23 protein-coding genes are annotated in these 25,418 nt (G+C 58.5%); 16 read left to right on the forward strand and 7 right to left on the reverse strand.

Features of this window, described 5'->3' with window-relative positions:
* Positions 1 to 285: 285 nt before the first annotated feature.
* The 12 genes from sdhC (at position 286) to AC1RKH_RS08175 (ending at position 14,754) form a co-directional block, all read left to right on the forward strand.
* Positions 286 to 660 (forward strand): succinate dehydrogenase, cytochrome b556 subunit, encoded by a 375-nt coding sequence (gene sdhC / locus AC1RKH_RS08120; protein WP_123423271.1) that lies wholly within the window; start codon positions 286 to 288, stop codon positions 658 to 660.
* Positions 654 to 1,022 (forward strand): succinate dehydrogenase, hydrophobic membrane anchor protein, encoded by a 369-nt coding sequence (sdhD, locus tag AC1RKH_RS08125; protein ID WP_493063645.1) that lies wholly within the window; start codon positions 654 to 656, stop codon positions 1,020 to 1,022. The genes sdhC and sdhD overlap by 7 nt, the downstream gene beginning before the upstream one ends.
* Before the next feature lie 3 nt (positions 1,023 to 1,025).
* The gene (gene sdhA, locus AC1RKH_RS08130; protein WP_123423269.1) at positions 1,026 to 2,801 is read left to right on the forward strand and encodes a succinate dehydrogenase flavoprotein subunit; all 1,776 of its coding nucleotides are present in this window, start codon (positions 1,026 to 1,028) and stop codon (positions 2,799 to 2,801) included.
* A gap of 11 nt (positions 2,802 to 2,812) precedes the next feature.
* Entirely contained in the window at positions 2,813 to 3,517 is a 705-nt protein-coding gene (locus AC1RKH_RS08135) for a succinate dehydrogenase iron-sulfur subunit (RefSeq protein WP_145014809.1), read from the forward strand.
* Between the two features lie 262 nt (positions 3,518 to 3,779).
* Positions 3,780 to 6,611, forward strand: coding sequence for a 2-oxoglutarate dehydrogenase E1 component (locus AC1RKH_RS08140; protein WP_493063644.1), 2,832 nt, complete (start codon positions 3,780 to 3,782; stop codon positions 6,609 to 6,611).
* A 42-nt stretch (positions 6,612 to 6,653) separates the two neighbouring features.
* Positions 6,654 to 7,871, forward strand: a complete 1,218-nt coding sequence (gene odhB / locus AC1RKH_RS08145) for a 2-oxoglutarate dehydrogenase complex dihydrolipoyllysine-residue succinyltransferase (protein WP_123423267.1) — start codon at positions 6,654 to 6,656, stop codon at positions 7,869 to 7,871.
* Between the two features lie 110 nt (positions 7,872 to 7,981).
* A complete protein-coding gene (lpdA, locus tag AC1RKH_RS08150) occupies positions 7,982 to 9,418 on the forward strand; it encodes a dihydrolipoyl dehydrogenase (protein WP_493063643.1) in 1,437 nt (478 codons plus the stop codon).
* A 199-nt stretch (positions 9,419 to 9,617) separates the two neighbouring features.
* Complete coding sequence (sucC, locus tag AC1RKH_RS08155; protein WP_008148602.1) at positions 9,618 to 10,784, forward strand: ADP-forming succinate--CoA ligase subunit beta; 1,167 nt, start codon at positions 9,618 to 9,620, stop codon at positions 10,782 to 10,784.
* The gene (gene sucD / locus AC1RKH_RS08160) at positions 10,784 to 11,665 is read left to right on the forward strand and encodes a succinate--CoA ligase subunit alpha (RefSeq protein WP_123423265.1); all 882 of its coding nucleotides are present in this window, start codon (positions 10,784 to 10,786) and stop codon (positions 11,663 to 11,665) included. Before sucC ends, sucD begins: the two co-directional genes overlap by 1 nt.
* A gap of 412 nt (positions 11,666 to 12,077) precedes the next feature.
* A complete protein-coding gene (brnQ, locus tag AC1RKH_RS08165; RefSeq protein WP_123423264.1) occupies positions 12,078 to 13,391 on the forward strand; it encodes a branched-chain amino acid transport system II carrier protein in 1,314 nt (437 codons plus the stop codon).
* Positions 13,392 to 13,615: 224 nt separating this feature from the next.
* A complete protein-coding gene (locus tag AC1RKH_RS08170; RefSeq protein WP_493063642.1) occupies positions 13,616 to 14,353 on the forward strand; it encodes a DUF599 domain-containing protein in 738 nt (245 codons plus the stop codon).
* Positions 14,353 to 14,754: an MAPEG family protein gene (locus AC1RKH_RS08175; protein WP_493063641.1), complete on the forward strand. Its 402-nt coding sequence runs from the start codon at positions 14,353 to 14,355 to the stop codon at positions 14,752 to 14,754. The genes AC1RKH_RS08170 and AC1RKH_RS08175 overlap by 1 nt, the downstream gene beginning before the upstream one ends.
* 67 nt (positions 14,755 to 14,821) lie before the next feature.
* Here the strand turns inward: AC1RKH_RS08175 and AC1RKH_RS08180 are convergent, their stop codons facing one another.
* The gene (locus tag AC1RKH_RS08180) at positions 14,822 to 15,061 is read right to left on the reverse strand and encodes a hypothetical protein (RefSeq protein ID WP_493063640.1); all 240 of its coding nucleotides are present in this window, start codon (positions 15,059 to 15,061) and stop codon (positions 14,822 to 14,824) included.
* 160 nt (positions 15,062 to 15,221) lie between these two features.
* On the opposite strand from AC1RKH_RS08180, the gene AC1RKH_RS08185 reads away from it, so the two are divergent.
* The 4 genes from AC1RKH_RS08185 to AC1RKH_RS08200 all read left to right on the forward strand — a co-directional run bounded on the left by AC1RKH_RS08185 (position 15,222) and on the right by AC1RKH_RS08200 (position 18,936).
* Positions 15,222 to 15,698 (forward strand): PaaI family thioesterase, encoded by a 477-nt coding sequence (locus AC1RKH_RS08185; protein WP_493063639.1) that lies wholly within the window; start codon positions 15,222 to 15,224, stop codon positions 15,696 to 15,698.
* Entirely contained in the window at positions 15,695 to 16,147 is a 453-nt protein-coding gene (locus tag AC1RKH_RS08190; RefSeq protein WP_123423259.1) for a PaaI family thioesterase, read from the forward strand. The genes AC1RKH_RS08185 and AC1RKH_RS08190 overlap by 4 nt, the downstream gene beginning before the upstream one ends.
* An 89-nt stretch (positions 16,148 to 16,236) precedes the next feature.
* The gene (htpG, locus tag AC1RKH_RS08195; protein ID WP_123423413.1) at positions 16,237 to 18,141 is read left to right on the forward strand and encodes a molecular chaperone HtpG; all 1,905 of its coding nucleotides are present in this window, start codon (positions 16,237 to 16,239) and stop codon (positions 18,139 to 18,141) included.
* Between the two features lie 66 nt (positions 18,142 to 18,207).
* Positions 18,208 to 18,936: a dienelactone hydrolase family protein gene (locus AC1RKH_RS08200; protein ID WP_493063638.1), complete on the forward strand. Its 729-nt coding sequence runs from the start codon at positions 18,208 to 18,210 to the stop codon at positions 18,934 to 18,936.
* Between the two features lie 162 nt (positions 18,937 to 19,098).
* On the opposite strand, the gene AC1RKH_RS08205 is transcribed toward AC1RKH_RS08200, so the two are convergent.
* From AC1RKH_RS08205 to AC1RKH_RS08230, 6 genes are all read right to left on the reverse strand, one after another.
* Entirely contained in the window at positions 19,099 to 19,959 is an 861-nt protein-coding gene (locus tag AC1RKH_RS08205; RefSeq protein WP_493063637.1) for a pirin family protein, read from the reverse strand.
* A 62-nt stretch (positions 19,960 to 20,021) separates the two neighbouring features.
* A complete protein-coding gene (locus AC1RKH_RS08210) occupies positions 20,022 to 20,438 on the reverse strand; it encodes an OsmC family protein (protein WP_123423256.1) in 417 nt (138 codons plus the stop codon).
* A gap of 161 nt (positions 20,439 to 20,599) precedes the next feature.
* Positions 20,600 to 21,820 carry a beta-ketoacyl-ACP synthase I gene (gene fabB / locus AC1RKH_RS08215; RefSeq protein ID WP_123423255.1) on the reverse strand — a complete coding sequence of 407 codons (1,221 nt, stop codon included), beginning with the start codon at positions 21,818 to 21,820 and terminating at the stop codon, positions 20,600 to 20,602.
* A gap of 11 nt (positions 21,821 to 21,831) precedes the next feature.
* Positions 21,832 to 22,347 (reverse strand): 3-hydroxyacyl-[acyl-carrier-protein] dehydratase FabA, encoded by a 516-nt coding sequence (fabA, locus tag AC1RKH_RS08220; protein WP_010211704.1) that lies wholly within the window; start codon positions 22,345 to 22,347, stop codon positions 21,832 to 21,834.
* Between the two features lie 246 nt (positions 22,348 to 22,593).
* Positions 22,594 to 24,492 (reverse strand): ATP-binding protein, encoded by a 1,899-nt coding sequence (locus AC1RKH_RS08225; RefSeq protein ID WP_493063636.1) that lies wholly within the window; start codon positions 24,490 to 24,492, stop codon positions 22,594 to 22,596.
* The gene (locus AC1RKH_RS08230; RefSeq protein ID WP_493063635.1) at positions 24,489 to 25,418 is read right to left on the reverse strand and encodes an ABC transporter substrate-binding protein; all 930 of its coding nucleotides are present in this window, start codon (positions 25,416 to 25,418) and stop codon (positions 24,489 to 24,491) included. Before AC1RKH_RS08230 ends, AC1RKH_RS08225 begins: the two co-directional genes overlap by 4 nt.

Genomic DNA, 25,418 nt, shown 5'->3' on the forward strand with positions numbered 1-25,418 from the left:
GAATGTCAATTTGCCTAAAGTCTTGCTCCAGAAGGCTTTAACCGGACTTTTTCCTCGAAATTGCCTGCCATTTACGCCTTTTATCCCGCTTGCGCAATGAGCTATTAGGGGAAGGTGTTTGCGTTGTCATTAGTAGCCTAACTGTCTATACTCGGCCACCGACCGCCAGGGGCTTTTGGGCCTGCTTTATTGGGGGTCGCATCCCTGGGTGGTGGTTACCTGACCAGTGCACTCCCCAACAACTTTGCCCTGATTGTTAGGGGCTCTTCAGTGTGAAAAAAAGCCGTGAATAGCCAACGACCTGTAAACCTAGACCTAAGGACCATCAAACTCCCCATCACCGGCGTTACGTCGTTTCTTCACCGTGTTTCCGGCATCATCCTCTTCCTGGGCCTTGGCATCATGCTGTACGCATTGAGCAAATCCCTGGGTTCCGAGGAAGGTTTTGCCGAGGTGAAGGCATGCTTGACCAGTCCGCTGGCCAAGTTCGTAGCATGGGGCCTGCTGTCCGCCTTGCTGTATCACATGGTGGCCGGTGTACGCCATCTGATCATGGACATGGGCATCGGTGAGACGCTGGAAGGCGGCACGCTGGGCTCGAAAATCGTCATCGCCGTTTCCGTGGTGATGATCGTTCTGGCGGGAGTTTGGATATGGTAACCAGCGTTACGAACCTATCGCGTTCGGGCCTCTATGACTGGATGGCACAGCGTGTGTCTGCGGTCGTTCTCGCGGCATATTTCATCTTCCTGATCGGATACGTCGTTGCGCACCCAGGCCTTGGCTACGCCCAATGGCATGAACTGTTCGCACACAACTGGATGCGTATTTTCAGTCTCCTGGCCCTCGTTGCCCTGGGCGCTCACGCCTGGGTCGGCATGTGGACCATCGCGACCGACTACCTGACGCCAATGGCGCTGGGCAAGTCCGCGACTGCAGTACGTTTCCTTTTCCAGGCAGTATGCGGCGTCGCGATGTTCGCGTACTTCGTCTGGGGCGTGCAGATTCTTTGGGGTATCTGATTCATGGCTAACACAGTTAATACGCTTTCGTTCGACGCCATCATCATTGGCGGCGGCGGTGCTGGCATGCGCGCTGCGCTGCAACTGGCACAAGGTGGTCACAAGACTGCCGTTATCACCAAGGTTTTCCCGACTCGCTCGCACACCGTATCCGCCCAGGGTGGCATCACCTGCGCCATCGCTTCCGCTGATCCGAACGATGACTGGCGCTGGCACATGTACGATACCGTCAAGGGTTCCGACTATATCGGTGACCAGGACGCTATCGAATACATGTGTTCCGTAGGCCCGGAAGCGGTCTTCGAGCTCGAGCACATGGGCTTGCCGTTCTCCCGTACCGAACAGGGTCGCATCTACCAGCGTCCGTTCGGCGGTCAGTCGAAAGACTTTGGTAAAGGTGGCCAGGCTGCCCGTACCTGCGCTGCTGCCGACCGTACCGGTCACGCACTGCTGCACACCCTGTACCAGGCCAACCTGAAGGCCGGCACCGTATTCCTCAACGAATACTACGGCGTCGACCTGGTGAAGAACGAAGATGGTGCCTTTGTCGGCATGATCGTGATCTGCATCGAAACCGGCGAAACTTCCTATGTCCGCGCTAACGCCACCGTATTGGCGACCGGCGGTGCAGGTCGTATCTACTCGTCCACCACCAACGCCCTGATCAACACCGGTGACGGCGTTGGCATGGCTCTGCGTGCTGGCGTGCCGGTACAAGACATCGAAATGTGGCAGTTCCACCCGACCGGCATCGCCGGCGCCGGTGTACTGGTTACTGAAGGCTGCCGCGGTGAAGGCGGTTACCTGATCAACAAGCACGGCGAGCGTTTCATGGAGCGTTATGCTCCGAACGCCAAAGACCTTGCCGGTCGTGACGTCGTTGCCCGTTCGATGGTTAAAGAAATCATCGCCGGCAACGGTTGCGGTCCGGATGGCGACCACGTAATGCTGAAACTCGATCACCTCGGTGAAGAAGTTCTGCACAGCCGTCTGCCAGGCATCATGGAGCTGTCCAAGACCTTCGCTCACGTCGATCCAGCCGTAGCGCCGATCCCGGTTGTTCCAACTTGCCACTATATGATGGGCGGCGTTGCCACCAACATTCATGGCCAGGCAATCACTCAGGACGCCGACGGCGTTGACCAGATCATTCCTGGTCTGTTCGCGGTAGGTGAAGTGGCGTGCGTATCGGTTCACGGTGCCAACCGTCTGGGCGGCAACTCGCTGCTCGACCTGGTGGTATTCGGCCGTGCCGCCGGTCTGTTCCTGGAGCAGACCCTGAAAGAAGGCGTTGACTACACCCGCGCTCGCCAGTCCGACATCGACGCAGCCCTGGCGCGTCTCGATGGCCTGAACTCGCGTACCGAAGGCGAAGACGTCGCGACCCTGCGTAAAGAGCTGCAAAGCTGCATGCAGAACTACTTCGGTGTATTCCGCACTGGCGAATACATGCAGAAGGGTATTGCTCAGCTGGCTGATCTGCGTGGCCGTATCGCCAACGTCAAGATCAACGACAAGAGCCAGGCGTTCAACACTGCTCGTATCGAAGCGCTGGAACTGCAAAACCTGCTGGAAGTGGCCGAAGCTACTGCCATCGCTGCAGAAATCCGCAAAGAGTCCCGCGGCGCTCACGCCCGTGAAGACTACGAAGACCGCGACGACGAAAACTGGCTGTGCCACACCCTGTACTTCCCGGGTGACAAGCGCGTTACCAAGCGTGCCGTGAACTTCTCGCCGAAGACTGTTCCGACTTTTGAACCTAAGATTCGGACTTATTAAGGGTGGCCGCCATGTTGAAAGTCAGTGTTTATCGCTACAACCCTGATCAGGACGCTGCGCCGTTCATGCAGGAATTCCAGGTCGACACCGGTGGTAAAGACCTGATGGTGCTGGACGTGCTGGCCCTGATCAAAGAGCAGGACGAAGGTTTCTCCTATCGTCGCTCTTGCCGTGAAGGTGTTTGCGGTTCCGACGGCATGAACATCAACGGCAAAAACGGTCTGGCCTGCGTCACGCCGCTGTCTGCTGTCGTCAAAGGTAACAAGTTGATCGTTCGTCCTCTGCCAGGTTTGCCGGTTATCCGTGACCTGGTCGTCGATATGAGCATCTTCTACAAGCAATACGAAAAGGTTAAGCCATTCCTGCAGAACGACACGCCGGCTCCGGCCATCGAGCGTCTGCAGACTCCTGAAGAGCGTGAAAAGCTTGACGGTCTGTACGAGTGCATCCTGTGCGCTTGCTGCTCGACCTCTTGCCCGTCCTTCTGGTGGAACCCGGACAAGTTCCTGGGTCCAGCTGCTCTGCTGCAAGCCTACCGCTTCCTGGCAGACAGCCGCGACACCAAGACTTCCGAGCGTCTGGCTTCGCTGGATGACCCGTTCAGCGTATTCCGCTGCCGCGGGATCATGAACTGCGTCAACGTTTGTCCGAAGGGCCTGAACCCGACTAAGGCTATCGGTCACATACGTAACATGCTGCTGCAAAGCGGCGTGTGATTCAGCTGTTGTACCCGTAGGACCGCTGTACCCGTAGAGGCTAAGGCGCGGGCTTCAACCCGCGTCGTAGCTATAACCAGAGTGGCAGCCCATAAGGCTGCGGCTCTTATTTTGAAGAAATGAGACAAGCAGGGGCATCCGGGCCGGTACCCGGACTATCAGCGTGATCCTAAGTGGCTTGTTTTGGTCGCTGCACTCGGACTTCTGCAAGCTTGCTCGGTGTCTTCGCCGATGGTGTTCCCCTAACCGAGGGTGACCAAGCATGCAAGAAAGCGTGATGCAGCGCATGTGGAGCAGCGGCTATCTTTCAGGTGGTAACGCGGCCTATGTGGAAGAGCTTTATGAGCTCTACCTGCACGACCCTAACGCTGTGCCAGAAGAGTGGCGCACCAAATTTCAGACGTTGCCCGCTGACGGCAACGCTGCCACCGATGTATCGCACTCGACGATTCGCGATCATTTCGTGCTGCTGGCAAAGAACCAGCGCCGCGCCCAACCGGTTTCCGCCGGCAGCGTGAGCAGTGAGCACGAGAAGAAGCAAGTTGAAGTACTGCGACTGATCCAGGCCTACCGTATGCGTGGCCACCAGGCAGCCCAGCTTGACCCGCTGGGGCTGTGGCAGCGTCCTGCACCTGCAGACCTGTCGATCAATCATTACGGCTTGACCAATGCCGATCTTGATACGACCTTCCGTGCCGGCGACCTGTTCATCGGCAAAGAGGAAGCGAGCCTACGCGAAATTCACGAAGCGTTGCAGCAGACATATTGCCGCACCATCGGCGCTGAATTTACGCACATCGTCGATTCCGAGCAGCGCCATTGGTTCCAGCAGCGTCTGGAAGGCGTGCGTGGCCGTCCAGTGTATTCGGACGATATCAAGAGCCACCTGCTCGAGCGCGTCACCGCAGGCGAAGGTCTGGAAAAATACCTGGGTACCAAATACCCGGGCACCAAGCGTTTCGGCCTGGAAGGCGGCGAGAGCCTGATTCCGATGCTTGACGAGCTGATCCAGCGCTCCGGTTCCTACGGCACCAAGGAAATCGTTATCGGCATGGCCCACCGTGGCCGTCTGAACGTGCTGGTCAACACCTTCGGCAAGAACCCGCGCGAGCTGTTCGACGAGTTCGAAGGCAAGAAGAAGGTCGAGCTGGGTTCCGGTGACGTTAAATACCACCAGGGCTTCTCCTCCAACGTGATGACCGCAGGCGGCGAAGTCCACCTGGCCATGGCATTCAACCCGTCCCACCTGGAAATCGTTTCGCCAGTGGTCGAGGGTTCGGTGCGTGCCCGTCAGGATCGTCGTAACGACCCTACCGGTGAGAAGGTCCTGCCGATTTCCATCCACGGTGACGCGGCATTCGCCGGTCAAGGCGTGGTCATGGAAACCTTCCAGATGTCGCAGACCCGCGGCTTCCGGACTGGCGGTACCGTTCACATCGTGATCAACAACCAGGTTGGCTTCACCATCAGCAACCCGGAAGACTCGCGCTCCACCGAGTACGCCACCGACGTTGCGAAAATGATCCAGGCGCCGATCCTCCATGTGAATGGTGATGATCCGGAAGCCGTATTGTTCGTAACCCAGCTGGCCATCGATTACCGCATGCAGTTCAAGCGCGACGTGGTGATCGACCTGGTCTGCTACCGTCGTCGCGGTCACAACGAGGCCGACGAGCCAAGCGGCACCCAACCTCTGATGTATCAGCAGATCACCAAGCAGCGCACTACTCGTGAGCTGTATGCCGATCGTCTGACCCAGAGCGGTGTGCTTGACGTTGCACGTGTTCAGGCGAAAGTCGACGAATACCGCAACGCGCTGGACAACGGTCTGCACGTAGTGAAAAGCCTGGTCAAAGAGCCGAACAAAGAGCTGTTCGTCGACTGGCGTCCGTACCTGGGCCACGCCTGGACTGCGCGTCACGACACCACGTTCGATCTGAAGACCCTGCAAGAGCTGTCCGCCAAGCTGCTGGAAATCCCGGAAGGTTTCGTGGTTCAGCGCCAGGTTGCGAAGATCTACGAAGACCGTCAGAAAATGCAAGCCGGCGGCCTGCCGATCAACTGGGGTTACGCCGAAACCATGGCGTACGCGACCCTGGCGTTCGAAGGTCACCCGATTCGCATGACCGGCCAGGACATCGGCCGCGGTACGTTCTCGCACCGTCATGCGGTATTGCACAACCAGAAAGACGCGGGCACCTACATCCCGTTGCAACACCTGTATGAAGGCCAGCCACGTTTCGACCTGTACGATTCGTTCCTGTCCGAAGAAGCCGTACTGGCGTTCGAATACGGCTACTCCACCACCACGCCTGACGCGCTGGTGATCTGGGAAGCCCAGTTCGGCGACTTCGCCAACGGTGCCCAAGTGGTTATCGACCAGTTCATCACCAGCGGTGAGCACAAGTGGGGCCGTCTGTGCGGTCTGACCATGTTGCTGCCACACGGTTATGAAGGTCAGGGTCCGGAGCACTCGTCGGCTCGTCTGGAGCGTTACCTGCAGCTGTGCGCTGAGCACAACATTCAGGTATGCGTACCGACTACGCCGGCTCAGATCTACCACTTGCTGCGTCGTCAGGTGATTCGTCCTCTGCGCAAACCGTTGGTAGTCCTGACTCCGAAGTCGTTGTTGCGTCACAAGCTGGCCATCTCGACCCTGGAAGATCTGGCCGAAGGTTCGTTCCAGACCGTTATTCCGGAAATCGATGCGCATGATCCGAAAAAGGTCACTCGTCTCGTGCTGTGTAGCGGCAAGGTCTACTACGACCTGCTGGAAAAACGCCGTGCCGAAGGTCGTGACGACATCGCAATCGTGCGTCTTGAGCAGCTGTACCCATTCCCTGAGGACGACTTGATTGAAGTCCTGGCTCCTTATTCCAACCTCAAACACATCGTTTGGTGTCAGGAAGAGCCGATGAACCAGGGTGCCTGGTACTGCAGCCAGCATCACATGCGCCGCATCGTTGGCGGTCACAACAAGTCTCTCGTACTCGAGTACGCGGGCCGTGACGCTTCTGCTGCACCTGCTTGTGGTTATGCATCGATGCACGCCGAGCAGCAGGAAAAACTGCTGCAAGACGCCTTTACTGTTTAACGCCTTCGCGCACCTGAAACCGAATTTAAGGAACCACAGACAATGGCTATCGAGATCAAAGCCCCCACTTTCCCGGAATCGGTTGCCGATGGCACCGTTGCCACCTGGCACAAAAAACCGGGCGACGCGGTCAAGCGCGACGAACTGATCGTCGACATCGAAACCGATAAAGTCGTACTGGAAGTGTTGGCTACCGCTGATGGCGTGCTGGGCGCTATCGTCAAGAACGAAGGCGACACCGTTCTGTCCGACGAAGTCCTGGGCTCCATCGGGGAGGGCGGTGCTGTTGCCGCCGCTCCGGCTGCCGCTGCCGCGCCTGCACAGGCTGCTGCTTCGGCCGCTGCTGGCGAAGACGATCCTGTTGCTGCACCGGCTGCTCGCAAGCTGGCTGAAGAAAACGGCATCAACATCGCTTCCGTTGCCGGTACTGGCAAAGGCGGTCGTGTGACCAAGGAAGACGTGGTTGCAGCGGTTGCTGCCAAGAAAGCCGCTCCAGCTGCCGCGCCTGCCAAGGCTGCTGCCCCGGCTGCCGCTGCTCCTGTGTTCGCTGCTGGCGACCGCACCGAGAAGCGCGTACCGATGACCCGCGTGCGGGCTACCGTGGCCAAGCGCCTGGTTGAAGCCCAGTCGAACATGGCGATGCTGACTACTTTCAACGAAGTCGACATGACTGAAGTCATGGCCCTGCGTTCGAAGTACAAGGACCTGTTCGAGAAGTCCCACAACGGCGTGCGCCTGGGCTTCATGTCGTTCTTCGTGAAAGCGGCCACCGAAGCGCTGAAACGCTTCCCGGCAGTCAACGCTTCCATCGACGGCGGCGACATCGTGTACCACGGCTATGCTGACGTCGGCGTTGCCGTGTCGAGCGATCGTGGCCTGGTGGTGCCGGTTCTGCGTAACGCCGAACTGATGAGCCTGGCTGAAATCGAAGGCGGCATCGCTACCTTCGGCAAGAAGGCTCGCGACGGCAAGCTGACCATCGACGAAATGACCGGTGGTACGTTCACTATCACCAACGGTGGTACATTCGGCTCGATGATGTCGACCCCGATCGTCAACCCGCCGCAAGCAGCAATCCTGGGCATGCACAACATTCTGCAGCGTCCAATGGCGATCAACGGTCAAGTTGTTATCCGTCCGATGATGTACCTGGCTCTGTCCTACGATCACCGTTTGATCGACGGCAAAGAAGCTGTGACCTTCCTGGTTACCATCAAGAACCTGCTGGAAGACCCGGCTCGTCTGCTGCTGGATATCTGATTTCGTTGCACGGGCCGTTCAGTGATGGGCGGCCTTTCTGTAATGACCAGCTTCGTCCCACGACGGTCCCCAAAAGGGGCCGTCCGGTTTGATTCGAGAAGGAATGACACATGACTCAGAAATTCGACGTGGTAGTGATTGGCGCGGGCCCTGGCGGCTACGTGGCTGCCATTAAAGCAGCGCAACTGGGCCTCACCACTGCCTGCATCGAGAAATACACCGACAAGGAAGGCAAACTGGCCCTCGGCGGTACTTGCCTGAACGTCGGCTGCATTCCGTCCAAGGCGCTGCTGGACAGCTCCTGGAAGTTTCACGAAGCGCAAGACGGCTTCGCGATCCACGGTATCAACCACGCTGGCGTGACCATGGACGTGCCAGCAATGGTCGGCCGCAAGGCCAACATCGTCAAAGGCCTGACCTCCGGCGTTGCTACCCTGTTCAAGGCCAACGGCGTGACCTCCCTGCAAGGCCACGGCAAACTGCTGGCCGGCAAGAAAGTCGAACTGACCAAGCCTGACGGTACTGTCGAAATCATCGAAGCCGAGAACGTGATCCTCGCTTCGGGCTCGCGTCCGATCGACATTCCACCAGCTCCGGTTGACCAGAAAGTCATCGTCGATTCGACTGGCGCTCTGGAATTCCAATCGGTTCCAAAACGTCTGGGCGTGATCGGCGCTGGCGTGATCGGTCTGGAACTGGGTTCGGTATGGTCCCGTCTGGGCGCTCAAGTGACTGTCCTGGAAGCCCTGGACACGTTCCTGATGGCTGCTGACACCGCCGTTTCCAAAGAAGCTCTGAAAACCCTGACCAAACAAGGTCTGGACATCAAGCTGGGCGCACGCGTTACCGGTTCCAAAGTCAACGGCGAAGAAGTCGTGGTGACCTACACCGACGCCAACGGCGAACAGACCATCACTTTCGACAAGCTGATCGTAGCCGTTGGTCGCCGTCCAGTGACCACCGATCTGCTGGCTGCCGATAGCGGCGTGACCATCGACGAGCGTGGCTTCATCTTCGTTGACGACCAGTGCGCTACCAGCGTTCCTGGCGTTTACGCGATCGGCGACGTGGTTCGCGGCATGATGCTGGCACACAAGGCCTCGGAAGAGGGCATCATGGTTGTCGAGCGCATCAAGGGCCACAAAGCCCAGATGAACTATGACCTGATCCCTTCGGTTATTTATACTCACCCGGAAATTGCATGGGTCGGTAAAACCGAGCAGGCCTTGAAAGCTGAAGGCGTTGAAGTTAACGTCGGCACTTTCCCGTTCGCAGCCTCTGGCCGTGCCATGGCAGCCAACGACACCGGTGGTTTCGTCAAAGTCATTGCCGATGCCAAGACTGACCGCGTACTGGGCGTCCACGTGATTGGCCCGAGCGCAGCAGAACTGGTACAGCAGGGCGCAATCGGCATGGAATTCGGCACGAGCGCCGAAGACCTGGGCATGATGGTTTTCTCCCATCCGACCCTGTCCGAAGCCTTGCACGAAGCAGCTCTGGCAGTGAATGGCGGCGCCATTCACATTGCCAATCGCAAGAAACGCTAAGCGGATAATAAGAAACCACGGCGGTTTGGCCCGTCGTGAGCCTTGCATGCAAGACTCACCGCGGAATATCCGCTGGACGCAGTCTTGCGTAGCTGCACCGGGTATCCGGAAAGGCTACGCAAGCAGCAGTCACAGGTGGTGCGGCACTTGAATGAGTGCAGCACCGAATGCGCAGTACCTAACGAAGACGGTAATAAGCATGAATCTTCACGAGTATCAGGGTAAGCAGCTGTTCGCTGAATACGGCCTGCCAGTATCCCAGGGTTTCGCCGTAGACACCCCGGAAGCAGCAGCAGAAGCGTGCGACAAAATCGGTGGGACCGAATGGGTTGTCAAAGCCCAGGTTCACGCTGGTGGTCGCGGCAAAGCGGGCGGCGTCAAGCTGGTTCGCAGCAAAGAAGACGCTAAAGCATTCGCTCAACAGTGGTTGGGCAAGCGTCTGGTGACTTACCAGACTGATGCCAATGGTCAGCCAGTCACCAAGATCCTGGTTGAATCGTGCACTGATATCGCTAAAGAGCTGTACCTGGGCGCTGTCGTTGACCGTTCGAGCCGTCGCATCGTGTTCATGGCTTCCACCGAAGGTGGCGTGGACATCGAGAAAATCGCTCACGACACCCCTGAGAAAATCCTCAAGGCCACTATCGATCCACTGGTTGGCGCTCAGCCATTCCAGGGTCGCGAGCTGGCATTCCAGCTGGGTCTGGAAGGCAAGCAAGTTGCTCAGTTCGCCAAGATCTTCGTAGGTCTGGCCAAACTGTTCAAGGATCACGACCTGGCTCTGCTGGAAGTGAACCCGCTGGTGATCAAGGCTGACGGCGATCTGCACTGCCTGGACGCGAAGATCAACATCGACGCCAACGCCATGTACCGTCAGCCTAAGCTGAAGACTTTCCACGATCCGTCGCAAGACGATCCGCGCGAAGCGCACGCTGCCAAGTTCGAACTGAACTACGTAGCACTGGAAGGCAACATCGGTTGCATGGTCAACGGTGCTGGCCTGGCCATGGGTACCATGGACATCGTCAACCTGCATGGCGGCAAACCAGCCAACTTCCTCGACGTGGGCGGCGGTGCTACCAAAGAACGCGTTACCGAAGCGTTCAAGATCATCCTGTCCGACACTAACGTCGCTGCAGTATTGGTCAACATCTTCGGCGGCATCGTTCGCTGCGACATGATTGCCGAAGGCATCATCGGCGCTGTGAAAGAAGTCGGCGTGAAAATCCCGGTTGTTGTTCGCCTTGAAGGCAACAACGCTGAGCTGGGCGCTAAAGTACTGGCAGAAAGCGGTTTGAACATCATCGCTGCTACCAGCCTGACCGACGCTGCTCAACAAGTCGTTAAAGCTGCGGAGGGCAAATAATGAGCGTCCTGATCAATAAAGACACCAAAGTTATCTGCCAGGGTATTACCGGTTCGCAAGGTAGTTTCCACACCCAGCAAGCCATCGAGTACGGCACCAAGATGGTTGGCGGCGTAACTCCAGGCAAAGGCGGCACCACTCACCTGGACCTGCCTGTCTTCAACACCGTGAAAGACGCTGTAGCAGCCACTGGCGCTACCGCCAGCGTGATCTACGTTCCAGCTCCTTTCTGCAAGGATTCCATCCTTGAAGCAGCGTTCGGCGGCATCAAGCTGATCGTTTGCATCACTGAAGGCATTCCTACCCTGGACATGCTGGATGCCAAGGTCAAGTGCGACGAACTGGGCGTGATCCTGATCGGCCCTAACTGCCCAGGCGTGATCACTCCAGGCGAATGCAAGATCGGCATCATGCCAGGTCACATTCACTTGCCAGGCAAGGTCGGTATCGTTTCGCGTTCCGGCACCCTGACCTACGAAGCTGTGAAGCAGACTACTGACGCCGGTTTCGGTCAGTCGACTTGCGTCGGCATCGGTGGTGACCCGATCCCGGGTTCGAACTTCATCGACATCCTGAAACTGTTCCAGGAAGACCCGAAGACCGAAGCGATCGTGATGATCGGTGAGATCGGCGGTTCGGCTGAAGAAGAAGCGGCTGCCTACATCAAGGCACACGTGACCAAGCCGGTTGTTTCCTACATCGCTGGTGTGACTGCCCCTGCGGGCAAGCGCATGGGCCATGCTGGCGCAATCATCTCTGGCGGCAAAGGCACTGCAGACGAGAAGTTTGCTGCCCTGGAAGACGCAGGCGTTAAAACCGTGCGTTCGCTGGCAGACATCGGCAAGGCTCTGTCCGAGCTGACTGGCTGGGCGATGAAGTAAGCCTCGCGCTTACCTTACGCTTCACCAGACAAAGGCCACCTTCGGGTGGCCTTTGTGCTTTCTGGGGTTTATCGGTTGTCAGTCATGGCCTCATCGCGAGCAAGCTCGCTCCCACATTGAATCTCAAGTGCTCACAAAACCTGTGGGAGCGAGCTTGCTCGCGATGGCGGACTTACAATCGCCCACCATTCACATGCGAAAACACGACATAGGCATGTCGTGTATCGGATAGTTCGCCCTGTAACAGTGCGTTTGTCAGACAAATTCGTTACGCTAGCCGCCATTTTGCGTTTGCTGCCCACAAGGACGCTGCGCGCTAAACGGGTCAGTCCTATACGGACCGACAGCATTTCCCTCACCCATAAGGGAAATCCCTCTCTAAATTCCGATTCAGTAGTGTGGTATTTCCTTAATGAAAGTGTTGAAAGGCCAGGACATCCTGGCACTTGGCTTTATGACGTTTGCCCTGTTCGTCGGGGCTGGCAACATCATCTTCCCGCCTATCGTCGGTTTGCAGTCCGGACCTAATGTCTGGATGGCGGCGCTGGGCTTTCTGATCACTGCGGTCGGTCTGCCGGTGATCACCGTTGTCGCGCTGGCCAAGGTCGGTGGCGCCATGGATGCCTTGAGCAGCCCGATCGGTAAAGTCGCCGGTGGCGTGCTGGCGGCCGCGTGCTACCTTGCAGTTGGCCCGCTGTTCGCCACCCCGCGTACCGCGACCGTGTCTTTCGAAGTGGGCCTGGCGCCGCTGACTGGCGAAAGCCCGCTGGCGCTGTTCCTCTACAGCTCGGTGTATTTCCTGCTGGTGTTCTTCATCTCGCTGTATCCGGGCCGTCTGCTGGACACCGTTGGCCGTTTCCTCGCGCCACTGAAGATCATTGCGCTGGCCGTGCTCGGCATCGCCGCGTTCGCCTTGCCGGCGGGCGACATCGGCACCGCGACGCCTGAGTATGTCGCGGCACCGTTTTCCCAGGGGTTCATCAATGGTTACCTGACCATGGATACCCTTGGCGCGCTGGTGTTCGGCATCGTTATCGTCAACGCCATTCGTTCCCGTGGCGTCGAGTCTCCAGCCTTGATCACTCGTTACGCGATCATTGCCGGGTTGATTGCCGGCGTCGGTCTGGCGTTGGTGTACGTGAGTCTGTTCCGTCTGGGTTCGGGCAGCCATGAAGTGGCTGCTGGCGCTACCAACGGCGCAGCGGTGTTGCACGCTTACGTGCAACACACGTTCGGTTCCCTGGGCAGCGGTTTCCTCGCGGTGCTGATCTCCCTGGCGTGCCTGGTGACGGCAGTCGGTCTGACTTGCGCTTGCGCCGAGTACTTCAGCCGCGTGCTGCCACTGTCTTACAAGACGCTGGTGATCATCCTGGCGGCGTTCTCGCTGCTGGTGTCCAACCTGGGCCTGACCAAGCTGATCGCATTCTCGATCCCGGTACTGACCGCGATCTACCCACCGTGCATCGTCCTGGTGGCGCTGAGCTTCTGCAAAGACTTCTGGCTTGAGCAAGGCCGCATTGTCGGTCCGGTAATGCTGGTGTCGTTCCTGTTCGGCATGATCGATGCGCTCAAGGGCGCGGGCCTGGCGGACTGGATGCCAACTCAGTTGGCGCACTTGCCACTGGCCGAGCAAGGTCTGGCGTGGCTGGTGCCATGCGTCTTTACCCTGGTTGTCGCATTCGCCTGCGACCGTTTGCTGGGCAAGCGCAGCGAAGCCCTGGCTTAATGTTTCAAGGCCTGCCACAAGCGGGTCTTGAGCAACAACAGAAATGCCCCGTATCAATCGATACGGGGCATTTTTATTGGGTGAGCGCAAATCTAATGTGGGAGCGAGCTTGCTCGCGAAGAGGGCATAACATTCAATAGGCATGCTGACTGAAAGTCCGCTATCGCAAGCAAGCTCGCTCCCACAGGTTTTCGGTCGTCCATACTTACACCACAAGGATATGCATGTCGTTCGTCCACACCAATATGATCCACATTCTTGCCGCGCTCTGGTTTGTTATCTGCTGGGGCGGTTACACCCGCTACGCTATCTGGAAGGGCCGCGATACCGCGTGCCTGGCCAGTGTGCTGCACTTGTATCGCGAAGACTGGATGCGCCGCATGCTGCTGCGTGACAACCGCATCGCTGACGCCAGTGTGGTGGGCAACCTGGAGCGTAACGCTTCGTTCTTCGCCTCGAGTACCTTGATCATCCTCGCCGGCATTCTCACGGTGCTGGGCTCCTCTGAGCGGGCGCTGTCATTGCTGGCGGACATTCCGATGGTTCAACAGGCCTCCCAAGGCATGTCGGAGATCAAGTTGCTGTGCCTGGCGCTGGTATTCGTCTACGCCTTCTTCACCTTCAGTTGGTGCATGCGCCAATACAACTTCGCAGCGATTCTGATTGGCTCGGCGCCGATGATTGGCGAGCGCCACGTTTCCGAGCAGGAGCGCAAGGCCTTCGCTTCGCGCGCAGCGCGGGTGATTTCGATGGCCGCCAACCAATTCAACTTCGGCCTGCGTTCTTATTACTTCGGCATGACCATGCTCGCCTGGTTCGTCAGCCCATGGCTGTTCATGTTGATGAGTACCGGCGTGGTGCTGGTGTTGTATCGCCGGGAGTTTCATTCCGACGTGCTGGACGTCATGGTCTATACCCCTACAGAGGCGCCATTGCCTGAAGCGATCAAGGAGATGAGTTGATGAGTATTCCGTTCTGGTGCGTGTTTATCAGTGCCGTGCTGATTTACGTCGCCCGAATGCCGGTGGCCAAGGCCATGAAAGAGCAGGGTGGTTATAACAATCACCTGCCACGCACGCAGCAAGCGCAGCTCACAGGTTTCGGCGCTCGCGCACTGGCCGCGCATCAGAACAGTTTCGAGGCCTTCATATTGTTTGCGGTCGGGGTGTTGATGGCGCACACCACGCAAACGGCGGGGTGGCTGGTCGACTGGCTGGCAATCATCTTTGTGATTGTCCGGGTGATCTACTTGCTGTGCTACTGGGCAGACCTGGCCTGGCAACGAAGTCTGCTGTGGTTTGTTGGCTTGGTCTGTTCGTTGTTGCTGATGCTTAGTCCAACCTTGCGCACGGTGTTGCTCTAACGCTTTATCGACGCGCAAAGTAAAGCCCGCACTTGGCGGGCTTTACTTTTGCAGCGCTAAAACCGGATTAGTTGGTTTTAGGAGCGGCTTCTTCAGTGGCTGCTTTGTTCGAATCAACCTGAGCTTTGGCAGCATCGGCGGCTTCTTTCGCAGCGTCGTTCACTTTATCCTGAGCTTCACTCATTTTTTGCTGGGCTTGTGCAGCCGGTTGGGTGGCTTCTTGAGCTTTGTCCTCGGGTTTTTTACCGCAGGCAGCGATGCCGAGGGAAGCGGTCAACATCAAGGCAATAGCTAAAGTCTTACGCATGGGGTGTTTCTCCTGGTGGAAAATATCTACTTGCCCTTTCGAGCGCAGTACCACGGATTAAGTTCCATGTTTCCTACAGATATATAAGATTTATCTTGGAGGGAACTTTTTCTTAGTCCCTCTGCTGCTATGCAACAACACTAAAAAGAGCCTTTATCGAATGACCGATAACCCCATTTTCGAGCGCGCGACACGGTTTTTATCGGCGCTGAGGCATTGCCAGGTGCTCGGGTTACGCGTGCACAGCGCCAGTAACGACGGGCTGACAATCACGTTGCCGTACAGCCTGCAGATCGTTGGTAATCCGCAGACCGGTGTGATTCATGGTGGCGCCATCACCTCGTTGATGGACACTGCGTGCGGCATGGCAACGCTGTGTGTTTTGCCGGAGTTCGAGGTTTGTCCGACTCTGGATCTGCGTATCGACTACATGCATCCCGCCGAGCCGCATAAAGAGGTGCATGGCTTCGCCCAGTGCTACCGGGTGACGACCGATGTGATCTTTACGCGCGGGTTTGCCTACCAGGATGATCCGGAGCAGCCGATCGCCCACGTGGTCGGGACCTTCATGCGCATGGGCAAAGGCGTCAAAGGCACCAAAGGTTTTGGTGGCGTCATCAGTGGTGGTACGAAATGACTGATAATTTCAAAGAACAATTGCAGCAGGCCCACGAGCGTGGGGATTACGCCTCGCTGCTGCAGCTGATTCCTTACGCCAAGCTGATCGGCGTCGAGTGCTCGCGTCTGGGCGATGAGCTGCTTTTTCGTCTGCCGGCGAACAAGGACAATATCGGTAACCCTTTGCTGCCAGCGATTCATGGCGGCGTGATTGCAGGCTTCATGGAACTGGCGGCGGCCCTGCATTTACTGATCTTCACCGGTTCCCCCGGTGTGCCGAAGATCATCGATTTCTCGCTCGATTATCTGCGTGCCGGGCAGTTTCGCGACACCTACGCCAAATGCCAGGTGTGCCGCCAGGGACGGCGGGTCGCCAACGTTGCGATAACCGCCTGGCAGAGCACCCAGGCTGAGCCGATTGCCACGGCGCGTGCGCATTTCAAGATTGAAGAGACCCCCAGCCCTTGAAATCCCCGTCATAGCCCCCAACTCTGATGACATCCCGCCGCCACCCCCTCTGGGCGCGGCCACTGCCATCCAATCGGAGTTTGATGACCATGAGCGTGGAAACTCAAAAGGAAACCCTGGGCTTCCAGACCGAGGTGAAGCAACTGCTGCACCTGATGATCCATTCGCTGTATTCCAACAAGGAAATTTTCCTTCGCGAACTGATCTCCAACGCCTCCGACGCTGTCGACAAATTACGTTTCGAAGCCCTGTCCAAGCCTGAGTTGCTGGAAGGTGGCGCCGAACTGAAAATCCGTGTGAGCTTCGACAAGGACGCCAAAACCGTCACCCTCGAAGACAACGGTATCGGCATGAGCCGTGACGATGTCGTGACCCACCTGGGCACCATCGCCAAATCCGGCACTGCCGATTTCATGAAACACCTGTCCGGCGATCAGAAGAAAGACTCGCACCTGATCGGTCAGTTCGGCGTGGGTTTCTACTCGGCATTCATCGTTGCCGATAAAGTTGACGTATTCAGCCGCCGTGCAGGCTGTGCTGCCAGCGAAGGCGTGCACTGGTCGTCCAAGGGCGAAGGCGAATTCGACGTCGCCACCGTCGATAAGGAAGACCGCGGTACGCGCATCGTCCTGCACCTGAAGTCCGCTGAAGACGAATTCGCCGATGGCTGGCGTCTGCGCAACATCATCAAGAAGTACTCCGATCACATCGCTTTGCCGATCGAACTGCCGAAAGAAGTGACGGCTGCCGAAGGCGAAGAGACTCCTGCCGTTGAATGGGAAACCGTCAACCGCGCCAGCGCGCTGTGGACCCGTCCGCGTACTGAAGTAAAAGACGAGGAATACCAGGAGTTCTACAAACACATCGCTCACGATTTCGAGAACCCGCTGAGCTGGAGCCACAACAAGGTCGAAGGCAAGCTGGAGTACAACTCGCTACTTTACGTGCCGGCCCGTGCTCCGTTCGACCTGTATCAGCGTGAAGCGCCACGCGGCCTGAAGCTGTACGTGCAGCGCGTGTTCGTCATGGACCAGGCTGAGTCGTTCCTGCCGCTGTACCTGCGCTTCATCAAAGGTGTGGTCGACTCTAACGACCTGTCGCTGAACGTGTCGCGGGAAATCCTGCAGAAAGACCCGATCATCGATTCGATGAAGTCGGCACTGACCAAGCGCGTTCTGGACATGCTGGAAAAACTGGCGAAGAACGAGCCTGAGCAATACAAGGGCTTCTGGAAAAACTTCGGTCAGGTCATGAAAGAAGGCCCGGCTGAAGATTTCGCCAACAAAGAGAAAATCGCTGGCCTGCTGCGCTTCGCCTCCACCCAGGGTGAAGAGGGCGAGCAAGTGGTCGCACTGGCCGAATACCTGGCTCGCGCCAAGGAAGGTCAGGACAAGATCTACTACCTGACCGGCGAAACCTACGCACAGGTCAAGAACAGCCCGCACCTGGAAGTCTTCCGCAAGAAAGGCATCGAAGTGCTGCTGTTGACCGACCGTATCGACGAGTGGCTGATGAGCTACCTCAGCGAGTTCGACGGCAAGAGCTTTGTCGACGTGGCACGCGGTGACCTGGATCTGGGCAACCTGGACTCGGCAGAGGACAAGAAAGCCGCAGAAGAAGTCGCCAAGAGCAAAGAAGGCCTGGTTGAGCGGATCAAGACTGCGCTGGGTGAAACCGTCAGCGAAGTGCGGGTTTCTCACCGTCTGACCGATTCCCCGGCGATTCTGGCCATCGGTGAGCAGGATCTGGGCATGCAAATGCGTCAGATCCTCGAAGCCAGCGGTCAGAAGGTTCCGGATTCCAAGCCGATCTTCGAATTCAACCCGGCTCACCCGCTGATCGAAAAACTCGACGGTGAGCAGAGCGAAGAGCGTTTTGGCGACTTGTCGCACATCCTCTTCGATCAGGCAGCCCTGGCTGCCGGCGACAGCTTGAAAGACCCGGCCGCCTATGTGCGCCGTCTGAACAAGCTGCTGGTTGAACTGTCGGTTTAACCGCGTTAAATAAAAACCCGCTTCGGCGGGTTTTTTCATTCTGGTGTTTCTTTACGGGAGTTAGTCATGAGCCAGGTTACTGTGCGTTCCGTGGTCTATCAGGTTGATGGTCAGTCTTACGAAGGTCGTCTGGCGTTCGATGCCAGCCACACAGGTCCGCGTCCGGGCTTGCTGATGGCACCGAACTGGATGGGTGTCAGCGCCGGGGCCGAGAAAATTGCCCAGGAGGTCGCCGCCCAAGGTTATGTGGTGTTGATCGCTGACCTGTATGGGCAGACGGTTCGCCCGCAAAACGGCGATGAGGCGGGTGCGGCGATGATGCCGCTGAAGAATGACCGTGCGTTGCTGCGCAAGCGCATGCAGGCGGCATTCGCTGCCTTGCAGAGCCAGGGTGAAGCGGCAGTCGATACCTCGAAACTGGCGACATTCGGTTTCTGCTTCGGCGGTTGCTGTGCTCTGGAGCTGGCCCGTACCGGCGCGCCGCTCAAGGCTGCGGTGTCGTTCCATGGCACCTTGGACACACCGAATCCTGCCGATGCGAAAAACATCAAAGGCTCGGTGCTGGTATTGCACGGTGCATCCGACCCATTGGTTGCAAAAGAGCAGCTGCCGGCCTTCGAAGCTGAAATGAACGCTGCGGATGTGGATTGGCAATTGCTGAGCTACGGCGGCGCGGTGCATTCCTTTACCGACCCGCACGCCAAGGTGCCGGGCATGATGATGTACGACGCCAAGACCGCTAGGCGAGCCTTTGTGTCGATGCATAATTTGCTGGAAGAGGTGTTCAGCGGCTGATTGCTGTTTCTAGCCTTGGCGCTGTCGGTGTCAGGGCTGGCCTCATCGCGAGCAAGCTCGCTCCCACATTAGGTCTCCAGTGAGCACAGAATGTGTGCACGAATGCGATCCAGTGTGGGAGCGAGCTTGCTCGCGATGGCGGTGTAACTGACACCGAAGATCTTAAGGGAGTTCGATCCGCTCACTCTCACCCGGCACCGTCGGCCAATCCCTGGCCGCCCAGCGCCGGCGGGCCTCATCGATTACCGCTGGATCGCTGGCGACGAAATTCCAGTTGATCCGTCGCGGTCCGTCCATGGGCGCGCCGCCGAACAGCATGGCGTGGCAATCGCTTTCGGCGAACAGGTCCATTTCCTCCCCGGCGGGCAGCACCACCAGCGAGTGCGGTTCAATCGGCTCGCCATTGAGTTGGGCGTCACCGTCCAGCACGTAAAGTGCGCGTTCTTCATGTTCCGTGGGAATCAGCAACGTCGTCGCCGTTTTCAACTCAAGCTCTGCGTACAACGTAGGCGAGAGCACCGGCACCGGTGACTCCAGGCAGAACCCTTTCCCGGCAATCATCCTGATCTTCACCCCAAGATTCTCGCTGACCGGCAGGCTGGCGGCCGGGTGATGGCTGTAATGGCCCGGGCCTTGTTCGTGCTCTTTAGGCGAGGCCAGCCAGATTTGCAGGCCGTGCATCTTGAAATCGGTATCCAACAGCGCTTTCGGTGTGCGCTCGACGTGAGCAATCGCACTGCCTGCGGTCATCCAACTGACGTCACCCGGTTTTACGATCTGGTCGGAGCCCAGACTGTCCTTGTGCTGGAGTTCGCCTTCAAACAGGTAGGTGAGGGTGGACAGACCGATGTGCGGGTGCTGGCGGATGTTCATGCCACGACCTGCCGGATAGCGGGTTTCGAGCATGTGATCGAAAAACACGAAAGGCCCGACGCTGCGGCATTGGGCCGACGGCAACTGGCGCAGGATCGGTTGGCCTTCGACATCTTCGGTGCGTGGGCGGATCACGAGCGGACTGTTCATGGTGCATTCCAGGCTGTACGAGTGATGCCGTTGAGCATAACTCGCACAGCCTGTGCTTGCCGCTATTGGCTGAAGGCGCCTTCAGACAGGAGAGTCTCGATGGTCACTTCGCTGGTGGTCATCAGCTTGTGCACCGGGCAACGGTCGGCCACGCGGTGCAGCTCTTCACGCTGGGCGTCGGTGAGCACGCCTTTGAGGGTCAGTTTGACCTGCAGTGCGTATTTGCCTTTCTGCTCCTGGCTGTTGTCGCGTTTGACCTCGACCGTGACGCCGGTCAGCGGGATTTCCTTCTTCTGTGCGTAAAGCTTGAGGGTCAGTGCCTTGCACGCCCCCAGCGCCGCATCGAAGTAATCGTGGGGCTCTGGCGCGGAGCCTTCGCCGCCGAAGGCTTTGGGCACGTCGGCGAAAAGTTGATGGTCGTCGATCTGGATGCTGTGACGAAAACCTTCGCTGGATTCGGTATTGACGGTAATGGTCATGACAAACCTCATAAGCAGTAGGAAAGAGTACGCGTCAGGAAAAGACCTTGCAGTTATAGAACATCCGGCGATTCAGGCGTTCCACTGGCTTATCGATCGCCCAATAAAAAACGCCCCGAACCAGTCGGGGCGTTTTTATGTGCAGCGAAAGCAGCGGGGCGTTATTTGCCCTGCCAGCGCTTCAGGACCAGGGTGGCGTTGGTGCCGCCGAAGCCGAAGCTGTTGCTCATCACGGTGTTGATGGTGGCGTCTTCGCGAGTCTTGGTCAGGATTGGCATGTCAGCCACTTCCGGATCCAGTTCGTCGATGTTGGCAGAACCTGCCATGAAGTTGCCTTCCATCATCAGCATGCAGTAGATCGCTTCGTGAACGCCGGCGGCGCCCAGGGAGTGACCCGACAGGCTCTTGGTGGAGCTGATGGCCGGAGCCTTGTCGCCGAAGACTTCACGTACACCTTTCATTTCCGCGACGTCGCCGACCGGAGTCGAAGTGCCGTGGGTGTTCAGGTAGTCGATCGGCGTGTCGACGGTGGACATGGCCATCTGCATGCAGCGGATGGCACCTTCGCCGCTTGGAGCGACCATGTCGTAGCCGTCGGAGGTCGCGCCGTAGCCGACGATTTCCGCGTAGATCTTCGCGCCACGGGCCAGAGCGTGTTCCAGCTCTTCGACCACGACCATGCCGCCACCGCCGGCGATGACAAAACCGTCACGCTTGGCGTCGTAGGCACGGGAAGCTTTTTCCGGTGTCTCGTTGTACTGGCTGGACAGTGCGCCCATGGCGTCGAACAGGAACGATTGGCTCCAATGCTCTTCTTCACCGCCACCTGCGAACACGATGTCCTGCTTACCCATCTGGATCTGTTCCATGGCGGTACCGATGCAGTGAGCACTGGTGGCGCAGGCAGAAGCGATGGAGTAGTTCAGGCCCTTGATCTTGAATGGCGTGGCCAGGCAAGCGGAAACCGTGCTGCTCATGGTCCGCGTAACGCGGTATGGGCCAACGCGCTTGACGCCTTTTTCGCGCAGGATATCCAGCGCTTCCATCTGGTTCAGGGTCGATGCGCCACCGGAGCCGGCGATCAGGCCGGTGCGCGGGTTGGAAACCTGCTCGTCGGTCAGGCCGGAGTCAGTGATGGCGTCTTTCATGGCCAGGTAGGCGTAAGCCGCAGCGTGGCCGACGAAGCGATAGATCTTGCGATCGATCAGCTCTTCGAGTGGCAGGTCAATGGAGCCGGAAACCTGGCTACGCAGACCCATTTCGGCATATTCCGGGTTGAACCGGATGCCAGGGCGACTTGCACGCAGGTTAGCGGAGACGGTCTCTTTGTCATTGCCCAGGCACGAAACGATGCCCAGACCAGTGATAACGACGCGGCGCATGCGGATAACCCTTAGAAGTTGTCAGTGGATGTGAATACGCCGACCCGAAGGCCTTCGGCGGTGTAGATCTCGCGGCCGTCGACGCTGACCGAACCATCGGCGATGGCCAGGTTCAGCTTGCCCTTCAGAACGCGTTTGATCTGGATGTTATAGGTGACTTTTTTGGCGGTCGGCAGAACCTGGCCGAAGAATTTCACTTCGCCCGAGCCCAGGGCGCGGCCGCGGCCCGGCAGACCTTGCCAGCCGAGGAAGAAACCGACCAGTTGCCACATGGCGTCGAGGCCCAGGCAGCCTGGCATCACCGGGTCACCTTCGAAGTGGCAGGCGAAGAACCACAGGTCCGGAGTGATATCCAGCTCGGCGACCAATTCACCTTTGCCGTACTTGCCACCTTCTTCGCTGATATGAGTGATGCGATCCACCATCAGCATGTTCGGGGCGGGCAGTTGCGCGTTACCAGGGCCGAACAGCTCACCGCGACTGCAGCGCAGCAGGTCTTCCCGGGTAAAGGCGTTTTGTTTGGTCATGCGAGCTCCTCAATAATCCCATGCGGCAGGTGGGGCAAATCTTCCCGGCCGATCGAAGCATTCATGCTTCGAATTGGCAGCCTACTCATAGACTATTGCGTTGTGGTGAAAGTCACAGCACAAGGGACATGAATGTACACTTGTGCACTGAAATTATTTTTCAAGCCCAATTTCGAGCTGTCAAGGTGCCTAAGACTGCCGCACTTTCGCCTTTCACGCCAGTCGCAGATGGTCGATCACTCTGCACTAGCGTACCCAACGTTGCAGAATTTGCTGCAGATCAGTGCGTTTGAAAGGTTTGGCCAGATAATCATTCATCCCCACCGATAGACAGGCCTCGCGGTCACCCTGCAAAGCGTTGGCCGTCAGGGCGATAATCGGTAGATCGGCGCAGCCGGGCAGTTGGCGGATCTGCCGGGTGGCTTCGTAACCGTCGATGACCGGCAGCCGGCAATCCATCAGAATCGCCTCGAAAATCAGGCTCTCGGCGCTGCGTACCGCCTGTGCGCCGTCGGTGGCGACGCTGACAGTAAAGCCCAGGCTGCGCAGCATCGCTTCGATAACGGTCTGATTCACCGGGTTGTCTTCTACCAGCAGCACATTGCGCCCCTCTCCGTGGTCGTTGCCGGCCAGCGTGCGCGGTGTCAGGGCCGGCGGCGTCTGCCGGGACAGCGCCAGCGGAATCTCCAGAGTAAACACCGAGCCACGGCTTTCCTCGCTCTGGGCGCGCAGTGTGCCGCCCATCCGCTCGGCCAGCGTGCGCGCAATCGGCAGGCCCAGGCCGGTGCCGCCGTAGCGCCGGGAGATCGAGCTGTCGGCCTGCTGGAATGCGTTGAACATCAGCTCCAGGCTTTCGGCCGAAATGCCAATCCCGCTATCGCGCACGGTGCAGGTGAACCACAGCAGTTCGTGGTCCAGCGATTGCCACTGCGACTCGATCGTCACCCGACCTTTCTCGGTGAACTTCATGGCATTGCCGATCAGGTTGACCAGGATCTGCCGGATCCGTGTCGGGTCGCCCTGGACCTGCAGTGCCTGCATATCGTCGGGGATCTGCAGTTCCAGGCTCAGCCCCCGTTGCACCGCACTGTGCTGGAAGGCCTGGGCGCAGCTGCCGATCAGCTCGGCGAGGTTGAACGGGATGTGCTCCAGCTCCAGGGCCGAGCGTTCAATGCGCGAGAAGTCGAGAATGTCGTTGATGACCTTGAGCAAATGCTCGGTGGATTCCGACGCCAGTGCGGCGTACTCGATCTGTTCCTCGGTCATGTCGGTGGTTTCGAGCAGTTGCAGCATGCCCAGCACACCATTCATCGGCGTGCGCAATTCATGGCTCATCATCGCCAGGAAGTCGGACTTGGCGCTGTTGGCCTTTTCCGCTTCTTCGCGGGTCTGGATCAGTTGCGCCATGGCCTGATGCTGCTCGCGGCTGGCGAGTTCGAGGCCATCGGCGAGGTTGTTGATGTGGCGCGACAGGTTGCCCAGTTCGGCGTCATCGACGATGGGCAGCGGTGTTTTGAAATCGCCCTGCTGAATCGCCTTCACCGCATTACCCATGGCGCTGATGGGCTCTGACAGGCTGGCGGCCAGGCGCCGCGCGAGCAGGAAGGTAAAGAGCAGGGCGAACAGCGCAAGGATCGCGGCCTTGAGCAGGATTTCCTGTTGCCGCTGGCTGAAGGCATCGTTGGACATGCCGACGATGACCCGCCCCAGATAGTCTTCGGAGGGGCCAATGGCCGGTGGCGGCCCCTGCAGGAAATCGTCGCTGAGCTTGATCCGTTGCAAGCGCACCGGTGCCTGGAACTCTTCGATCTGTTGCGCGCGTTGGCGGCTTTGCGAGGGCTGCTCGACGTGTACCAGAACCTTGTTGGCGTTGTCCTGCACCTCCAGAAAACGCACATGCGGCGTTGTCAGCGACGCCTTCATCAAGCTTTCGAGCACCTCATTGTTACCGGAGATCACGCCGTACTCGGTGGCCGGGGCCAGTTGATTGGCGATCAGTTGGCCGGTGTGATTGAGCTCCTGGCGCAAGTCCTGGATTCGCACGATGGTAAAGAAGCTGATCAGCAGCAACGTCAGCAGCAGCGCCGGGCCGAGGCTGATGATCTGGGTGCGGGTATTGATGCCCCAATGGCGACGGAAGGTCATGGGCGGTTTTCTCCTTCGGCCAACTGTGTTGCAACAGCTGCGGGGTCAATCTGTTCGATGCCTAAGGAACGAGCGACTTGCGGATTACTTAACACCTTGAAGCGCTGCGGATAGAGCTCGCGCGGCCAACTGGCCGGTGAGCGGTCAAGCAAATCATCAAGGATGGCCAGCCAATCGCTCTGATCGCTGTAGCTGCTGGCCAGGCTGCCGGCCTTGACGAAGCCCGCGTTGGGACCGATCAACGCGAGCTGTCGGCCATAACTGGTGAGCAGCAGATTCTTGGCGGTTTTCGGGTTGTACAGGTCCGGGTCGTCGAGCCCCAGCAATACGTCGCTGTTCTTCAACAGGGTTTGCAGAGGCCGGCTGTCATTGGTGTTGTCCCAGCGTTCGGCGACGATCTCCAGCCCCAGTCGGTGCGCGGCGTAGTGCAGTTCCTTGAGCAGAAATTCGCTGTTCGCCCCGTACAGCACGCCGACTCGTCGCGCTTGTGGCAACAGGGCCTGGGTCAGGCGAAGCTGGCGGCTCAGCGGTGGGTCACTCCACAACAGACTCAGGTGCGGGGGCAGGGCATTACCCAAGCGCTGTTTGGCTTGCAGGCGGCTGATGCGCAGCACCAGAGTCACCGGCCCCTGGTTGTCTTGCAGGCGCCAGTCCAGGCTCGGCAGGTCGAGCAGGATCAGTCGGGTTGCGCTGGGTAGCCGGGACGGCGCGGGGAGGTCGGCAAGGCGTGTGAAGCGCACGCTGTCTTCGGGCCGCTGCTTGGCCAGGGCGCGGGTAAAGGCCTGCACGCCAGGACTGTCTTCGGCGCCGGTCAGCAACACCTCGGCAGCGCGCACGGGCAGACTGCTCAGGCAGACAAGCAACAGTCCCCAAACCCAAGGCCGGCGGCTTCGGGGGGAGAGGGTGCGAGTCTGGCTGTGGCGCAT

It is taken from the genome of Pseudomonas sp. GW822-FHT06B12 (genome assembly GCF_058799675.1).

Excerpts from the sequence above, each read along its gene's own strand:
- sdhD (WP_493063645.1), top strand. The coding sequence starts at position 654 with ATGGTAACCAGCGTTACGAACCTATCGCGTTCGGGCCTCTATGACTGG.
- sdhA (WP_123423269.1), top strand. The coding sequence starts at position 1,026 with ATGGCTAACACAGTTAATACGCTTTCGTTCGACGCCATCATCATTGGC.
- AC1RKH_RS08135 (WP_145014809.1), top strand. The coding sequence starts at position 2,813 with ATGTTGAAAGTCAGTGTTTATCGCTACAACCCTGATCAGGACGCTGCG.
- AC1RKH_RS08140 (WP_493063644.1), top strand. The coding sequence starts at position 3,780 with ATGCAAGAAAGCGTGATGCAGCGCATGTGGAGCAGCGGCTATCTTTCA.
- odhB (WP_123423267.1), top strand. The coding sequence starts at position 6,654 with ATGGCTATCGAGATCAAAGCCCCCACTTTCCCGGAATCGGTTGCCGAT.
- lpdA (WP_493063643.1), top strand. The coding sequence starts at position 7,982 with ATGACTCAGAAATTCGACGTGGTAGTGATTGGCGCGGGCCCTGGCGGC.
- sucC (WP_008148602.1), top strand. The coding sequence starts at position 9,618 with ATGAATCTTCACGAGTATCAGGGTAAGCAGCTGTTCGCTGAATACGGC.
- sucD (WP_123423265.1), top strand. The coding sequence starts at position 10,784 with ATGAGCGTCCTGATCAATAAAGACACCAAAGTTATCTGCCAGGGTATT.
- brnQ (WP_123423264.1), top strand. The coding sequence starts at position 12,078 with ATGAAAGTGTTGAAAGGCCAGGACATCCTGGCACTTGGCTTTATGACG.
- AC1RKH_RS08170 (WP_493063642.1), top strand. The coding sequence starts at position 13,616 with ATGTCGTTCGTCCACACCAATATGATCCACATTCTTGCCGCGCTCTGG.
- AC1RKH_RS08175 (WP_493063641.1), top strand. The coding sequence starts at position 14,353 with ATGAGTATTCCGTTCTGGTGCGTGTTTATCAGTGCCGTGCTGATTTAC.
- AC1RKH_RS08180 (WP_493063640.1), bottom strand. The coding sequence starts at position 15,061 with ATGCGTAAGACTTTAGCTATTGCCTTGATGTTGACCGCTTCCCTCGGC.
- AC1RKH_RS08185 (WP_493063639.1), top strand. The coding sequence starts at position 15,222 with ATGACCGATAACCCCATTTTCGAGCGCGCGACACGGTTTTTATCGGCG.
- AC1RKH_RS08190 (WP_123423259.1), top strand. The coding sequence starts at position 15,695 with ATGACTGATAATTTCAAAGAACAATTGCAGCAGGCCCACGAGCGTGGG.
- htpG (WP_123423413.1), top strand. The coding sequence starts at position 16,237 with ATGAGCGTGGAAACTCAAAAGGAAACCCTGGGCTTCCAGACCGAGGTG.
- AC1RKH_RS08200 (WP_493063638.1), top strand. The coding sequence starts at position 18,208 with ATGAGCCAGGTTACTGTGCGTTCCGTGGTCTATCAGGTTGATGGTCAG.
- AC1RKH_RS08205 (WP_493063637.1), bottom strand. The coding sequence starts at position 19,959 with ATGAACAGTCCGCTCGTGATCCGCCCACGCACCGAAGATGTCGAAGGC.
- AC1RKH_RS08210 (WP_123423256.1), bottom strand. The coding sequence starts at position 20,438 with ATGACCATTACCGTCAATACCGAATCCAGCGAAGGTTTTCGTCACAGC.
- fabB (WP_123423255.1), bottom strand. The coding sequence starts at position 21,820 with ATGCGCCGCGTCGTTATCACTGGTCTGGGCATCGTTTCGTGCCTGGGC.
- fabA (WP_010211704.1), bottom strand. The coding sequence starts at position 22,347 with ATGACCAAACAAAACGCCTTTACCCGGGAAGACCTGCTGCGCTGCAGT.
- AC1RKH_RS08225 (WP_493063636.1), bottom strand. The coding sequence starts at position 24,492 with ATGACCTTCCGTCGCCATTGGGGCATCAATACCCGCACCCAGATCATC.
- AC1RKH_RS08230 (WP_493063635.1), bottom strand. The coding sequence starts at position 25,418 with ATGCGCCACAGCCAGACTCGCACCCTCTCCCCCCGAAGCCGCCGGCCT.